16 protein-coding genes are annotated in these 14,936 nt (G+C 58.7%); 7 read left to right on the forward strand and 9 right to left on the reverse strand.

Going from position 1 to position 14,936, the window contains the following annotated elements:
• The first annotated feature begins 13 nt into the window (after window positions 1-13).
• The 5 genes from ORY85_RS10380 (at window position 14) to ispH (ending at window position 4,046) form a co-directional block, all read left to right on the forward strand.
• A complete protein-coding gene (locus tag ORY85_RS10380) occupies window positions 14-934 on the forward strand; it encodes a MetQ/NlpA family ABC transporter substrate-binding protein (protein WP_274570797.1) in 921 nt (306 codons plus the stop codon).
• A 264-nt stretch (window positions 935-1,198) separates the two neighbouring features.
• A complete protein-coding gene (locus ORY85_RS10385) occupies window positions 1,199-1,747 on the forward strand; it encodes an NUDIX hydrolase (protein ID WP_274570796.1) in 549 nt (182 codons plus the stop codon).
• Window positions 1,747-2,499, forward strand: a complete 753-nt coding sequence (gloB, locus tag ORY85_RS10390; protein ID WP_274570998.1) for a hydroxyacylglutathione hydrolase — start codon at window positions 1,747-1,749, stop codon at window positions 2,497-2,499. The genes ORY85_RS10385 and gloB overlap by 1 nt, the downstream gene beginning before the upstream one ends.
• An 86-nt stretch (window positions 2,500-2,585) precedes the next feature.
• Window positions 2,586-3,080: a signal peptidase II gene (gene lspA / locus ORY85_RS10395; protein ID WP_274570795.1), complete on the forward strand. Its 495-nt coding sequence runs from the start codon at window positions 2,586-2,588 to the stop codon at window positions 3,078-3,080.
• A gap of 27 nt (window positions 3,081-3,107) precedes the next feature.
• Complete coding sequence (gene ispH / locus ORY85_RS10400; RefSeq protein ID WP_274570794.1) at window positions 3,108-4,046, forward strand: 4-hydroxy-3-methylbut-2-enyl diphosphate reductase; 939 nt, start codon at window positions 3,108-3,110, stop codon at window positions 4,044-4,046.
• Between the two features lie 74 nt (window positions 4,047-4,120).
• On the opposite strand, the gene ORY85_RS10405 is transcribed toward ispH, so the two are convergent.
• The 7 genes from ORY85_RS10405 to ORY85_RS10435 all read right to left on the reverse strand — a co-directional run bounded on the left by ORY85_RS10405 (window position 4,121) and on the right by ORY85_RS10435 (window position 10,082).
• Window positions 4,121-4,357: a TM2 domain-containing protein gene (locus tag ORY85_RS10405; protein ID WP_274570793.1), complete on the reverse strand. Its 237-nt coding sequence runs from the start codon at window positions 4,355-4,357 to the stop codon at window positions 4,121-4,123.
• Between the two features lie 107 nt (window positions 4,358-4,464).
• Window positions 4,465-5,034 (reverse strand): 5-formyltetrahydrofolate cyclo-ligase, encoded by a 570-nt coding sequence (locus ORY85_RS10410; RefSeq protein ID WP_274570792.1) that lies wholly within the window; start codon window positions 5,032-5,034, stop codon window positions 4,465-4,467.
• A complete protein-coding gene (gene argA / locus ORY85_RS10415) occupies window positions 5,031-6,338 on the reverse strand; it encodes an amino-acid N-acetyltransferase (RefSeq protein WP_274570791.1) in 1,308 nt (435 codons plus the stop codon). The genes ORY85_RS10410 and argA overlap by 4 nt, the downstream gene beginning before the upstream one ends.
• A 23-nt stretch (window positions 6,339-6,361) precedes the next feature.
• A complete protein-coding gene (gene pyrE, locus ORY85_RS10420) occupies window positions 6,362-7,003 on the reverse strand; it encodes an orotate phosphoribosyltransferase (RefSeq protein WP_274570790.1) in 642 nt (213 codons plus the stop codon).
• Window positions 7,004-7,628: 625 nt separating this feature from the next.
• A complete protein-coding gene (locus tag ORY85_RS10425) occupies window positions 7,629-8,831 on the reverse strand; it encodes an MFS transporter (protein ID WP_274570789.1) in 1,203 nt (400 codons plus the stop codon).
• Between the two features lie 198 nt (window positions 8,832-9,029).
• Window positions 9,030-9,635 carry a nitroreductase family protein gene (locus ORY85_RS10430; RefSeq protein ID WP_274570787.1) on the reverse strand — a complete coding sequence of 202 codons (606 nt, stop codon included), beginning with the start codon at window positions 9,633-9,635 and terminating at the stop codon, window positions 9,030-9,032.
• Between the two features lie 51 nt (window positions 9,636-9,686).
• Window positions 9,687-10,082, reverse strand: a complete 396-nt coding sequence (locus ORY85_RS10435; RefSeq protein WP_274570786.1) for a DoxX family protein — start codon at window positions 10,080-10,082, stop codon at window positions 9,687-9,689.
• A gap of 122 nt (window positions 10,083-10,204) precedes the next feature.
• On the opposite strand from ORY85_RS10435, the gene ORY85_RS10440 reads away from it, so the two are divergent.
• The gene (locus ORY85_RS10440) at window positions 10,205-11,113 is read left to right on the forward strand and encodes a LysR family transcriptional regulator (RefSeq protein ID WP_274570785.1); all 909 of its coding nucleotides are present in this window, start codon (window positions 10,205-10,207) and stop codon (window positions 11,111-11,113) included.
• A gap of 74 nt (window positions 11,114-11,187) precedes the next feature.
• On the opposite strand, the gene ORY85_RS10445 is transcribed toward ORY85_RS10440, so the two are convergent.
• Window positions 11,188-12,519, reverse strand: a complete 1,332-nt coding sequence (locus ORY85_RS10445) for an MFS transporter (RefSeq protein ID WP_274570784.1) — start codon at window positions 12,517-12,519, stop codon at window positions 11,188-11,190.
• 124 nt (window positions 12,520-12,643) lie between these two features.
• Entirely contained in the window at window positions 12,644-14,092 is a 1,449-nt protein-coding gene (gene gtfA / locus ORY85_RS10450; protein WP_274570783.1) for a sucrose phosphorylase, read from the reverse strand.
• Window positions 14,093-14,157: 65 nt separating this feature from the next.
• Between gtfA and ORY85_RS10455 the strand changes: the two genes are divergently transcribed.
• Window positions 14,158-14,838 (forward strand): HAD-IA family hydrolase, encoded by a 681-nt coding sequence (locus ORY85_RS10455; RefSeq protein WP_274570782.1) that lies wholly within the window; start codon window positions 14,158-14,160, stop codon window positions 14,836-14,838.
• Window positions 14,839-14,936 lie beyond the last annotated feature (98 nt).

A 14,936-nucleotide genomic window follows, 5' to 3' on the forward strand; every position in this document is an offset into this window, starting at 1 on the left:
AATGGAGAATATAATGAACGCAGTAATGAAAACCTTCTCATTTACCGCACTGGCACTGGTACTGGCCGCCTGCGGCGGTCAGAAACAGGAAACCGCACCTGCGGCCGCTTCCGAAGCTTCCGCCGCTTCTGCGCCGACGGCAGCGGCCGAGAAAAAGGAAATCGTCATCGGTACCACCGTCGGCGATTTCGGCGATATGGTGAAAGAGCAGATTGAGCCGCTGCTGAAAGAAAAAGGTTACAGCGTGCGCCTGGTGGAATTTACCGATTACGTGCGCCCGAATCTGGCCTTGGCCGAAGGCGAACTGGACTTGAACGTTTTCCAGCACAAACCGTATCTGGACAACTTCAAAGCCGAACACAAGCTGGACATCACCGAAGTCTTCCAAGTGCCGACCGCGCCGCTGGGTCTGTATCCGGGTAAACTTGCTTCACTGGACGACGTGAAAGAGGGCAGCACCGTATCCGCGCCGAACGATCCGTCCAACTTTGCCCGCGCGCTGGTGATGCTGGACGAATTGGGCTGGATTAAGCTGAAAGAAGGCGTGAATCCGCTGACGGCCTCCAAAGCCGACATTGCCGAAAACCCGAAAAATATCCAAATCGTCGAGCTGGAAGCCGCACAGCTGCCGCGCAGCCGCCAAGATGTCGACTTCGCGGTGGTAAACGGCAACTACGCCATGAGCAGCGGCATGAAGCTGACCGAAACCCTGTTCCAGGAGCCGAGCTTCGCTTATGTGAACTGGGCGGCCGTGAAAACTGCCGACAAAGACAGCCAATGGTTGAAAGACGTGAACGACGCGTACAATTCCGAAGCCTTCAAGTCTTACGCGCACAAACGTTTTGCCGGTTACAAATATCCCGCTTCATGGGGTGAAAACGCTGTTACCGGTGCGCAGGCCGAAGCTGCTTCCGCCGCTTCCGCCACCAAGTAATTCCGGTGCAGTTGAGGCCGTCTGAAAAACGCGTTCCGCCGTTTTTCAGACGGCCTTTTTCCGGTTTGCTATACTGGTATCGGTTACGGGGTTGGGTAGAACCGTAGTTGTCGGATTCTCGAATCCGGCAACCGATAAAATCAATATGCCGACCGACCGGAATGTGATTTGCCGAAACGGCGGCGGCATATCCGGCGTTATCCCTTGCGCCGTTTGACCGGTTTGCCCGCGCCGTGCGTCCCCTGTTGGAAAAGAGGCTGTTTGATGGATTTGACCGAAACCCTGATCGACAGCGAGCCGGTTTTCGACGGTTCGTTTCTGAACATTTCCCACGACCGCGTGCGCCTGCCCGACGGCGGCGAAGGGCGGCGGATCGTGGTGCGCCACCCCGGCGCGGCCTGTGTGTTGGCGGTAACGGACGACAACCGTGCGGTGCTGGTGCGCCAGTGGCGGCATCCGGCAGGCGGCGCGCTGCTCGAACTGCCGGCCGGCAAGCTGGATGCGGGCGAAGACCCGGCGCAATGTGCTTTGCGCGAATTGGCCGAAGAAACGCCTTATACGGCCGGGCGCGTATCCCTGATTGCCGTGTTCTACACCGCACCCGGTTTCTGCGACGAAAAAATGTATCTCTACCGGGCTCACGGCGTGCGCGGGGACAGCGGCTTGTCGCCCGATGCCGACGAATTTGTCGAAACCGTGCTGCTGGATCGAAAACAAGTGCGCGCCGCGCTTTCAGACGGCCGCATTCAGGACGCGAAAACCATTATCGGCCTGCAAAACTGGCTGTTGGAAAACGGAGGGGAAAGGACATGATGCGTATCGAGCCGGTAACGGCATTTGACGATAATTATATCTGGCTGCTGGTGTCGGACGGCGAAGCGGTGTGCATCGATCCGGGACAGAGCGCGCCGGTGGCCGAGTACCTGCAACGAAACCGTCTGCGGCTCGCCCAAATATGGATTACCCACCTGCACGGCGACCATACCGGCGGCATAGAAGATTTGAAAAAACAGTTTCCCGACTGCCGCGTGTTCGGCGGCGGCGATATTGCGGCGCGCACCCATGATGCCTCCGGGAGCAGTGTGTTGGGCTTTGCGGGCTGCCGTGCCGAAGTGTGGGCGGTGCCGGGGCATACCGACCAACACTTGGCCTATCTGCTGCACGGTTCGGACGGCCGCCTGCACGTTTTCTGCGGCGATACGCTGTTTTCCGCCGGCTGCGGGCGCGTGTTCAGCGGCACGGCACAGGATTTGTACCGCAGCCTGCAACGCTTCGACAGTCTGCCGCCCGATACCCTGTTTTATCCCGCCCACGAATACACCGCCGCCAATCTGGATTTTGCCGCCCATATCGAGCCGGACAATAGCGACATCGCCGCCGCACAGACAGCGGCCGCCGATACCCCCACGCTGCCGGTTACGCTGGCGCACGAGCGGCGCATCAATCCGTTTCTGCGCATCATGCAACCTGCGGTGCGTGCGGCCGTCCGGCGCGAAATGCCTGAAACGGACGACACGCCTGAGGCGCGGTTTGCTGCCCTGCGCGACTGGAAAAACCGCTTTTAGCCGCACCTTTACGTAAACCGGCTTCATCGGGGCGGCGAATCGGTTTACAATGCCGCCCTGATTGTGGCCGTCTGAAAACACAGAATATGCAGAAAACTTCCAAACTTCCCTATTTTTTACTGGCTGTTGCCGCTTTTGCGGCCGACCAATTGAGCAAAATACTGGTTTTGTCGAAATTTGAGTATGCCGAACGGCTTAATGTGATTCCCGGTTTTTTCGACCTCACTTTGGTGTACAACCCCGGTGCGGCATTCAGCTTTCTGGCCGACGCGGGCGGCTGGCAGAAATATTTTTTTCTGGTGCTGGCGGCGGTTATCTGCATCTGGCTGGCACGCAGCATAGTGAAAGACGAGTTCGGCGCCTGGGGCAAATGGGGCGCCGCGATGATTATCGGCGGCGCATTGGGCAATGTGGCCGACCGCCTGCAACACGGCCATGTCGTCGATTATTTTCTGTTTTACTGGCAAAACTGGTATTACCCCACTTTCAACGTAGCAGACTGCTTTATCTGCACCGGCGCGGTACTGCTGGTAATCGACGGCTTCAAACAGCCGAAGAAAAAGACGGAACAGGCCGTCTGAAAACGGCTTTGGCAAGGATATAGAACCGTGAACGACAAAACCATTACGCTGGCCAACCCGCGCGGCTTCTGCGCAGGTGTGGATCGTGCCATCAGCATTGTCGAGCGCGCGCTGGAAGCATACGGCGCGCCGGTTTATGTGCGGCACGAAGTCGTGCACAACCGGTTTGTGGTGGACAATCTGCGCGAAAAAGGCGCGGTATTTATCGACGATCTGGCCGATGTGCCCGAAGGTGCGACGCTGATTTATTCGGCGCACGGCGTGAGCAAGGCGGTGCAGGCCGAAGCGGCGGCGCGCGGGTTTCAGGTATTCGATGCCACCTGCCCGCTGGTGACCAAAGTGCATAAAGAGGTGGCGCGGCTGGACGAGCAGGGTTATCAGATTATCATGATCGGCCATGCGGGGCATGTCGAAGTGGAAGGCACGATGGGGCAGCTGCCGGAAGGCAAAATGCTGCTGGTGGAAACCGTGGACGATGTGGCCGCTTTGGTGCCGGACAATCCCGACAAGCTGGCTTATGTCAGCCAGACGACTTTGTCGGTCGATGAAACGCGCGACATCATCGCCGCCTTGCAGGCGCGCTTCCCCACCATTAAAAACCCGCACAAAGAAGACATCTGCTATGCGACGACCAACCGCCAGAAAGCGGTCAAAGATTTGGCGGCCGAATGCGATATTGTGATTGTGGTCGGTTCGCCCGCTTCGTCCAACAGCAACCGCCTGCGCGAAGTGGCGGCCAATTTGGGCGTGGATGCGTATATGGTGGACAATGCCTCCTATCTGGAAGCGCAATGGTTTGCAGGCAAACAGAAAGTCGGCGTGACGGCGGGGGCGTCGGCACCGGAAGTGCTGGTGCAGGAGGTGGTGTCGCGCATACGCGAATGGGGGCATGAAACCGTTGTCGAAGGCGAAGGCGCGGCCGAAAGTATTGTGTTTGTACTGCCCAAAGCCCTGCGCGGAGCGTAGCGGACCGGGTCATGGCCATGAAAAACCTCTGTACGGTTCAGATTCCGTACAGAGGTTTTTTGCGGCCGGGCGGTTTAAACCACAATCGCGCCCAGCGAATCGGTGGGCTTGAAAGCGGCCAGAATGCCTTCGATGATACCGACCACACCGGGAATAAACGTCCAGCTGAACAGAAAATACAGAATGCCCGCCCAAACCCGTCCGGCACAGAATTTGTGGACGCCGAAACTGCCGAAGAGCAGTGCCATGGCGACATACAGGGCTTTGTTGCAGGTATGCGGATAAGTGGAAGCGTAGGATACGGGCTGCATGGTGTCTTTCCTTTCTGAATCGGGCAGGTGCCTAACATGGCGCGCGCAGGCGGAATTTAAAGGCGGCCTAATGTAAAGAAGCGGCAAAGGCGGGACGGGCAGGGTGGTCAGAAACGCAGGTAATGACGTTCGGAAACAAAAGCGTGCAGTGGGCGGTCGTGCGACTCGTGCGGCAGACGGTCGGCCAGCTGGCAGGCAAAACCGGCGGCGATGCGCCTGGGTGCAAACGGGCAGCGTGCCAGCGTGGCATCGTAATAGCCGCCGCCCTGACCGAGGCGGAAACCCTGCCGGTCGGCGGCGACGACGGGAATGATGAGTGTGTGCAGCTTGTCGGCACGGATGCGTTTGCCTGCAAATTGGGGGATTTTCAGACGGCCTTTGGCGCGTTCGGCCGTCTGATTCGGACGGTAGGGCGTGAACCACAGGCGCAGGCGGCCGCGTTCGATGTAGGGCAGGTAAACCTGTGCGCCGCGCTGTCGGGCGGTTTTCACCAGAGCCAGCAGCGACATTTCGCTGCCTACCGGCCAATACAGCGCGATTTTGCACCCGCGTTTGACCAGCGGTTTAAGGCGGCGGACAACGGCCGCTTCGGCCCGCCGGCGGGTATCGCGCGGCAGGTGGAGACGGGCGCGGCGGAAGCGGCGGCGCAGTTCGGCTTTGTCGGCGGCGGGGTTCATGACAGGGCGAGTTTGAAGATTTTCGACCGGCGGCCGTTTTCGCGGTATTCGGCCAGCCGCTGCGGCGGCAGCTCATCGGGGGAGGCCGTCTGAAAACCGCGTTCGGCAAACCAGTCGCCGGTGTGGGTCGTCAGGGCGAACAGGGTGTCGGCACCGCCTGCGCGGGCTTGTGCGGCGATGTGTTTGAGCAGGTGTTCGCCGTAGCCGCTGTCCTGCGTGTCGGGCGAAACGGCCAGACAGGCCAGTTCGGCCGTTTTGCCGTGGTGTTTCAGCGCAGCGCAGCCGTAGATGTGGCGGTCGTGTTCCAAAACCCAGAATTCGCGGATGTGTTCTTCCAGATAGCGGCGGCTGCGCGGGCGCAGAATGCCGGCCGCTTCCAGCGGGCGGATCAGGGCGGTGATGTGCGGAATGTCGCGGTTGCGCGCGGCGCGGATATTCATAAAGGGCGCGTTGGACAGCGAGGTGCCGGTACCGTTGCGGGTGAACAGTTCGCCGATCAGGCCGCCGTCGGCCAGTCCCGACAGAATCTGGCTGCGCGCCACACCGTTTTCCACCGCGTAAACCGCCGCTTCCAAAACGCGTGTCTGCGCGGCATCAATCAGGCCGTCTGCCAGCAGTTTGCGCGCTTCGGGGGCGGAAAGGTTGGAAATCAGGCCGTCTGAACGGTCGAGAATGCCGTCCTGTTCGGTGAGGAAAATCAGTTTTTCCGCACCCAGTGCCACGGCGGTATCGCGTGCGATGTCGGTCATGCTCAGGTTGTAGGTTTGACCGCCCAGCGATGCGCCCAAGGGGCTGATGAGGACGACGGCATGATCCAGATGGCGGCGGATGCTGTCGGCATCGATTTTGCGCACGCGGCCGGTGTAGCCCATATCGATTCCGTCGATGATGCCGTAGGGGCGGGCGGAAAGATAGTTGCCCGAAGCTGTATTGGGGCGCAGTCCGCGTTGCGGCGACTGGCTCATGGCGGCGGAGAGTGCGGCTTCGATGTCGGCGCGCAGCAGGCCGCAGGCCTGTTTGGCCGCAGCCAGGGCGGTTTCGTCGGTGATGCGGCGGTTTCGGTGGTAACGCGGTGTGTGGCCGGCGGCTTCGGTCAGGCGGTTGATTTGGCGGCGGGAACCGTGCACCAGTACGAGCCTGACCCCCAGGCCGGACAGCAGGTTGAGATCGGCGGCCAGTGCGCGCAGCACGGGCGGATCCAGCAGGGCGCTGGCCAAGCCGATAACCAGTGTTTTACCGCGCAGATAATGGATATAGGGCGCGGCTTCGCGGAAATCGCGGACGAAAACGGAAGCGGTGTGCATATTCAGACGGCCTGTGCGGACGTTCAGGCCACGCCGTAGCGTTCGCGGTAGGCGCGGACGGGTTCGAGGTGCGCGGCCAATTCGGCGCGGTTTTCCAGGAGGGCGAGCAGGTCGCGCAGATTGGCGACGGCGATGACGGGCAGGCCGTACTGCTGTTCGACTTCCTGTACGGCCGACTGTTCTCCCGTGCCTTTTTCCATGCGGTCGAGCGCGATGGCGACGGCGGCGGGAACTGCACCTTCGGCTTCTATCAGTTTTACCGATTCGCGCACCGATGTGCCGGCCGAAATCACATCGTCGATAATCAGCACGCGGCCTTTGAGCGGCGCGCCCACCAATACGCCGCCTTCGCCGTGGTCCTTGGCTTCTTTGCGGTTGTAGGCAAACGGCACGTTGATGCCTTGTTCCGCCAGCATCATGGCGGTGGCGGCGGCCAGAATAATGCCTTTGTAGGCGGGGCCGAACAGCATATCGAAGCGGATTTTGCTCTCGATGATTGCCCGGGCGTAGAAACGCGCCAGCGCGAGGGTGGACGCACCGTCGTTAAACAGCCCGGCGTTGAAGAAATAGGGCGACAGGCGGCCGGCTTTGGTGGTGAATTCGCCGAATTTTAAAACGTTTTGTTCGAGCGCGAATCGGAGAAAATCTTGGCGGAAGTCGGACATGGCGGCGGCCTTTGCGGTAAAGGGGACAATAATCTGACAATTATAAGCGATGCGCGGCGGAAACTGAACGGCTGTTTGCGGGAAAGCCTGCCGTATCAGGCCGTCTGAAACGCTGCATTGTATTATTCAGGCGGCCTGTGTCAGGGATAGAAGGGGCTTGGGAATCGAACCATAACAGGCCTACTTTAATCGTGTATGGAGATTCTGTATGGTTTGATGCCGGATTCGGGAATCCGGCCTACTTGTGCGGTTTCCGTATTGCCTGTTTGGCTTCGTACGGAACTTGCCCTGATGCAGGTCGGATTTTCAAATCCGACAGTTGTTGATTTTGTCAGTTGGTTGTCGGATTCAAGAATCCGACCTACGTTTCTGCTGTTGCAGATTTTCCGGTTTCAGACGGCCTCTGCAACAGGCAGGAATGACCGCTTTGTCTTGGTGGATTTTGTCGGATTTGAAAAGCTGCGGTATAGGTACGGGATAGGTAGGTCGGATTTTCGAATCCGACCTTATGTTGATTTTGTCAGTTTTTTTGAAACCGGTAAGTTTGTTGTTGCCGATTGTCGGATACCAGTATCCGACCTACTTGTGTATTGCTGTTTGGATTTTTTAAAAACGTGCGACTGTTTCAGACGGCCGGTTTGTCGGCGGGACGGTGCAGGGCGGGGTCGCTGCGGTAGGAAACATACCAGATGGCGAGTCCGCCCAGCGCGAGCAGGCAGCCGACGGTGCCGGTGGATGTCCAGCCGTATCCTGCCTGAATGGCCAAACCGCCGAGAAACGGCCCCAGGGCGTTGGCGACGTTGAACGCGCTGTTATTGAGTGCGCCCGCCATGGTTTGCGCGGTGGGGGCAACGTCCATTAGGCGCACCTGCATCAGTGTGCCGATACTGGCACCGATGCCGATGAGCACGACAATCAGGCAGACCGCCCACAGCAATTGTGCCGCCCACGGGAAGAACGCCAGAGACAGTGCACTCCACATCAACAGGGCGGCAATGCAGGGCATCAGACGGCGGCCGCCGGCAAAGCGCGGCACCACAATATTGCCCAGCGTCATGCCCACGCCGAACAGTGCCAGTACGGGCGGCACGGCCGCTTCGGATACGCGGGTTACTTCCGTCAGCGTGGGTGCGATGTAGGTGTATACGGCAAACAGGCCGCCGAAGCCGATCGCGCCGGTAAAAAGCGTCAGCCAGACCTGCCGGTTGGCCAGTGCGCCCAATTCGCGCAGTGGCGACATATCGCCGCCCTGCATATGGTTTTTCGGCTGGAAAACGGCCACGGCGGCTGCGGTGGCGGCGGCCAGTACGGACACAATCAGAAAGCAGCTGCGCCAGCCTGCCGATTGGCCGAGCCACGCAACGGCAGGGACACCGACAATGCAGGCCACTGTCAGGCCCGTCATCATCAGGCCGACAGCCTGCGCACGCCGTGCGGGCGGAACCAGTGAAGCGGCCACCGTCGCGCCCACGCCGAAAAACGCGCCGTGCGGCAGGCCGCTGACAAACCGCCAAACCAACAGGGCGGGATAACTTTCGGCCACGGCGGCAGCCAGATGGCTGAGCGAAAAAGCCGTCATCAGCCACAACAGCAGCGTGCGCCGCGACAGCCGCGCCCCCAGCACGGCAATGGCGGGCGCACCGACGACCACGCCCAGCGCGTAGGCCGAAATCAGATGCCCCGCCTGCGGTTCGCTGACGGCCAAATCGGCAGCGATTTGGGGAACCAGCCCCATGGCGGCAAATTCGGTGGTGCCGATGCTGAAACCGCCGAGCGCAAGCGCAAACAGCAGCCGTTTGGGGTGGGGGACGGGGGAGGTGTGTGTCATGGGGGTGTCATCAAAACAGCAAAAACAGCGGAAAAATCCGCTGTTGAAGAAAAGTAATATGATAACAAAATCGGTGTGGCGGGAAAACCCGTGCTGTCAGGCCGTCTGAATGCGCAGTGCGGGAAACCTGCTGCGCCCGTTTTGGCTGCACAAAAATCCGCTACCTGTTTCAGACGGCCCGGGCGTGCCGGTGCTGCATTACAGGCCGTGGACGGCGAAGCGGCCTTCCAACGGTGCAAAAGTTTTCTCGCCTGCGGCCTGTCCGATACCGCCGAACACCATTTGCGCGCGCAGCGTCCAAGTGGCGGGAATCTGCCATTCGCGCGCAACGGCCGCGTCAATCAGCGGGTTGTAGTGTTGCAGATTGGCGCCGATGCCCGCTGCGGCCAGCGTGGTCCAGACGGCATATTGGTGCATGGCATCGGTATGTTCCGCCCAGACGGGAAAATTGTCGGCGTAGGTTGGGAATTTTTCCTGCAGGCTTTTGACGACGTCTTGGTCTTCAAAAAACAGCACGGAACCGGCCGCCGCTTTGAACATATTCAGTTTCTGTTCGGTAGCGGCAAAATTTTCCGCCGGGACGACGGCGCGCAGCGCGTCTTCGGCAAACTGCCACAGTTTTTCGTGTTCCGCGCCGAACAGCACCACCACGCGGGTGGATTGCGAATGGAAAGAAGACGGGGTGTGCAGTACGGCGTGTTTGACGATGTCGGCCACTTCGGCAGCCGGCAGCGGCAGGTTGCGGTTGAGGGCGTAAACGGAGCGGCGGGTTTCGGCCGCCTGTTGGACGGTTTGGTAAGTCATAACGGTTTCCTTATGGATTGATGGATTCAAGTATGGGAAAACAGGTGCGGGTCAGCGTTTGCCGCGCAGGTTGTCCAAGGCCCATGCACCGCCGCCTGCGGCAGACAGGTAGAGAAAGACAAAGCAGAACAGGACGGCCGGTTCGCCGCCGTTCATCAGCGGCAGCAGCGGGGCTTTGGCTGCGTGTGCCATAAAATAGGCAACCGCCATCTGGCCGGACAGGATAAAGGCAACCGGACGGGTAAACAGGCCCAGCAGGAGCAGCAGGCCGCCGAATACTTCCAAAATACCGGCCAGACCGGGCAGGGAGAAGAGCTGCAAATCGGCAAAGTATTCCATATACGGCATACCGAACAGTTTGGCCGTGCCGTGGAGCATAAAGAGATAGGCGGTAACGATGCGCAAAACCGACAGCAGTACAGGTTGGAATTTAGACAGGGCGTTCATAGGGGCTTTCTGAAAAGGTGGAGGTTGTCCGCACGCGGGCGGAAAGGAAGTTGCAGTATAGCGGTTTGTCGGCTGCTGGGATAGAATCCGCGCGTTGATGCACCATTTCTTGACAAGAAAGTATGGATACCCTGTTCAGCCTGAAAGTATTCCGCCAAGTGGTCGAGTGCGGCAGTTTTACCAAGGCGGCCGACAAACTCAATATTTCCAATGCCATGGCCAGCAAATATGTCAGCCATCTGGAAAAAAGCATCGGTGCCAAGCTGTTGATGCGCAACAGCCGCAGCCTGCACCTGACCGAAGCCGGCAGCCAGTATTACCGCGAAAGCAGTTATGCGCTGGATATGCTGGACAATGCGGCAGAAAAGGCCGCAGGCGGGCGCGAAGTGCCGCAGGGCGAGTTGAAAATCACGGCACCGCTGTGGTTTGCCAATGATTTTTTTGCTGCCTACCTGTGTGAATATTCGGAACGTTATCCCGATGTGTCACTCAATATCACGCTGGAAAACAAGCTCAGCAATCTGATTGCCGAAGGTTACGATCTGGCGTTGCGGGTATCGCGCGAACCGAATCCGTCTCTGATTGTACGCAAATTGGGCGAGGTGCATTTTTATATGGTGGCGTCCGCCGCTTATGCCGGCCGTTACGGGCTGCCTGAGGACATTGCCGGCCTGGCGCAACACCGGCTGGTGCTGCCGGCCTATACGGCCGCTCTCGATGTGTTGGAAGATGAGGCGGGCCGGCAGGTGCCTTATCCGATGTCGCACGTGATGCGCAGTAACAACAGCATTATGATTCACAGTCTGATACGCAGCGGTGCCGGTATCGGTTTTATGCCCGAATGGCTGGCACGCGGCAGTCTGGCCGACGGCAGTCTGCACAGGGTGCTGCCGCAGTACCGCCACAAGGGCGTTACGCTGTATGCTGCGTATACCGACCGTGCCTATCTGACTGCCAAAGTACGCAGCTTTATCGACTTTATTGCCGAAAAAAGCCGGCAGTATATCGGTTCGGATACAGAGGCCGTCTGAAAATACGGTATGGAAAAACCGGCCGGGACAGCTTTCCCGGCCGGTCTGTATTTTTGTCGCTGTGCCCGGTGTTTTCAGACGGCCTCTGTCCCTTCGGGACGCTGTTTGGTGCGGATAAAGAGGGTCAGTACCGAAGCGGCTGCCAGCATCAGCCCGGCAGTCGTCATGGCGCGGACGGGGTCGCCGCCCAGAACGGTTTCAAAAATGCTGCCGAAAGTAAAGGTCTGAATCAGCATCGGAATCACAATCATCATATTGATGATGCCCATGTAAGTACCCAGACGCGCCTGCGGAATTTCGGCTGTGACGATCAGGAAGGGAATACCCATCATCGATGCCCAGGCGATGCCGAAACCGATCATCGGTACCAGCAGCAGGTAGGGGTGCGAAATCAAGGGGAAGACCAGCAGGGCGGCCGCCGCCAGTGCCACGCAGACGGCATGGATATATTTGGCGGCATAGCGGCGGGTAAAGTAAATCAGGCCGAAGGCGGCAATAAAGGTAATGAAGTTGTAGAAGCCGTTGACAATACCGGTGTGTGCGGCGGCCAGTTCGAGCGCGGTCTTGCCGCCCGACAAATCCCAAGCGACAGTTTTAGCCATGGTGGGCGTAACGAACTGCCAGTAGATAAACAGGGCATACCATTGGAACAGGTATACCAAAGCCAGCCGCCGCAGTGCGGACGGCATTTGGAAAATGGCCGCAGTAATGTCTTTGAGCGCTTCCACCAAACCCATCAGGCCGCGCGGTTTGGCGCGTATGGCCGCCAATTCGGCCTTGCTCGGCGGGTATTCCTGCGTGGAGAATACGGAAATCAGCACGGTGCCGATGGAGCAGAATGCACCGATATAGAACGATCCGTATACCCAATACGGAATGCCCGAAGCGGCCGTGCCGGAAATGGTGCTTTGAAACAGCGGCATCGACAGGTTGGCCAAGATGGCGCCGAAACCGGTAAACATCGACTGCATCAAGAAGCCCTTGCTGCGCTGGTTTTCCGGCAGCGTGTCGGCGACAAAGGCACGGTAGGGTTCCATCGCGGTATTGTTGCTGATGTCGAGCAGCCACAGCATCAGCACGGCCATCCACAGTGCGGTTACGTGCGGGAACAGGAACAGCGCGATGCTGCACCCGATGGCGCCGATCAGGAAATACGGCCGCCGCCGTCCGAGGCGGTGCACCCAGGTGCGGTCGGAAAGTGCGCCGATAATCGGCTGCACTATCAGGCCGGTAACCGGACCTGCGGCATTCAGCAGCGGCAGTTCGGCCGGATTGGCACCGAGAAACTGGTAAATCGGATTGACGGCACTCTGCTGCAAGGCAAAGCTGTACTGAATGCCGAAGAAGCCGAAGTTCATCAGCATGATTTGGCGCAGGGTAAGTGCGGTGCGTGCGGCGGTATTCATAAAGGTTTCTGCCTGTTCGTGGAAAAAACGGCTGCGGCATATTGGCGGCAAACTGTGCCGCAGGCCGTCTGAAAAAACAGCCGCATCATCCGCTGCGCAACAGGGTGTACGGCGTGTCCGTTATTTACAATATAATGCTGCGGGTTGTGCCGCCCAAAGTTTCGGTGATTTCGAAGGTTTTGGCGGCTGCATCGGCGAGCAGTTTGGCGGATACGCCCGCTTCGGTGTTGTCCCACACGATTTCCAGCCGGTTCTCGTCCAAGGTGTTGACGCTGAATTCGCCGTCGAAAGCAGGCGAAGTGTTGCGGAATTTCAGCAGATTGAACAGTTGCTGTACCACGGGACGGCGCACGGTTTCGTCGATTTCCGCCAGCGTGTAGTAATGGCGGTTGATGTTGCGGCCTTCTTTGGTGCGCTCCAAAAGCTCGATGTCGTTTTCACCCGCCAGCAGGCCGACGTAGTAAATTTGCGGAATACCCGGTGCGAAACATTGCAACACCCGTGCCAGAATATAGGCTTGGTCGTTGTTGCCCAAGGCGGAATAGTAGGTGCAGTTGATCTGATAGATGTCCAGATTGTTGTATTCCGCGCTGCTGTATTTTTTCTTGACGTTGGCACCTTGTGCATACAGAGCTTCGCGGGTGGCTTCGCATTCTTCGTCCGTCATCAGGTCTTTTACGTCCACCACGCCGATACCGTCGTGCGTGTCCAGCGTGGTGAACTGTTTGCGCGGGCAGACGGCCAGCCAGTGTGCCAGGCGGTCTACGCGGCCGCTGAACAGGGTGTGCAGCACCAGCATGGGTAGGGCGAAATCGTATACGTAATAACCGTGTTCGGCGATTTTCAGCTGAATGGTGTAGTGTTCGTGGATTTCGGGCAGTACGGCAACCTGGTGCGCATCCAGCGTATCGGCGCATTCTTTCAGCGTCTGCCAGATGTCGGGTTCGACAAAGAAACAGTCGGTACCGATGCGCTTGTTGGCATAGGCAAAAGCGTCCAGGCGGATAATCGATGCACCCTGCCGGGCCAAAAAGGTCAGATTGTCTTTGATGAACTGTTTGGTCACGGGGGCGGTAACGTCCAAATCCACCTGTTCTTCGTCAAAGGTACACCACACTTTTTCCGAAGTGCCGTCTGAAAATTCCGCCATGCGGTAGGGTGCGCGCGGCTTGCGCTTGTAGATGGCGTCTACCTGTTCGGCTGTCGGCTCGCCGCCGGGCCAGAATTCCTTGTAGCGGATAAAGAGGCTGCGGTAGGCGGATTCGTCTTTGTTGGCCAGAAAATCTTGGAAATAGGGCGATTGGGCGGAAATGTGGTTGACCATAAAATCAAACATCAGATCGTATTTTTCTGCCAGCACGCGCACATCTTCCCAGTTGCCGAATGCGGGATCGACCTGTGTATAGTCCATCGGCGCGAAACCGCGGTCGCCGGAAGAGGGGAAGAAAGGCAGTATGTGGATACCGCCGATCACGCCGTCCATGTGCTTTTCCAACACGCTTTTTAAATCTTTCAGGTTGCTGCCCAAGCTGTCGGCATAGGTAATCAGCATGGCTTGGTTTTTGATGCCCATGGTCGGTATTCCTTGAAAAGAAATGTTTGTAGAATATCTGGATTGTAATAATTTGAAAGTCGTCAATGTATTATACTAACACACAATTTGCGTCCGACAAGCGGCCTCAGGTCATTATTTTCGATTGGGACGGCACGCTGGCCGATACGGCTGGGCCGATTGTGGCCGCTATGCGTGCGGCGTTTGCCGAAAACGGTCTGACACCGCCGCCGTCTGAAACAGTCAGGCAGCTGATCGGTTACAGCCTGCCGGTGATGGTGGCGCGTTTGGCGGCCGATTGCGACAGCAGTGTGCAGGCGCGCATTATGCGCAGCTATATGCTCGGTACGCTCAATCCCAATAACGGCGGTATGCGTCTGTTCGATGATGCGCTGCCCTGTCTGGACGCGCTGAAAACGGCGGGTTTCCGCCTGGCGGTGGCGACGGGCAAGGGGCGGGCGGGGCTGGATAAAGCCATCGTCCAAACCGGTACGGCGGATTATTGGGAAACCACGTGCTGCGCGGACGAATGTCCTTCCAAGCCCGCGCCGGATATGGTGCGGGAAATCTGTGGCGAACTGGGTGTGCTGCCGTCCTGCGTGTGGGTGGTGGGCGATACGGTTTACGATGTGCAGATGGCGCTTGCGGCCGGGGCGCAGGCGGTGGCCGTTACGACCGGCGCGCACGATGAGGCGCAGTTGCGGCAGGCGAATCCGTCGGCAGTCATCGGCTGTTTGGCCGAATTGCCCGCGCTGCTGGCGGTTTAGGCGGGAAGCGGCCGGAAAACCCGCCTACCGAAACGCGGTATGCGGTGCTATAATCCGCGCGGTTGTGCGGTTGAGGCCGTCTGAAATTTATGGATTCA

The sequence above is a fragment of the Neisseria leonii genome (assembly GCF_028776105.2).
Lineage (GTDB): Bacteria > Pseudomonadota > Gammaproteobacteria > Burkholderiales > Neisseriaceae > Neisseria > Neisseria leonii.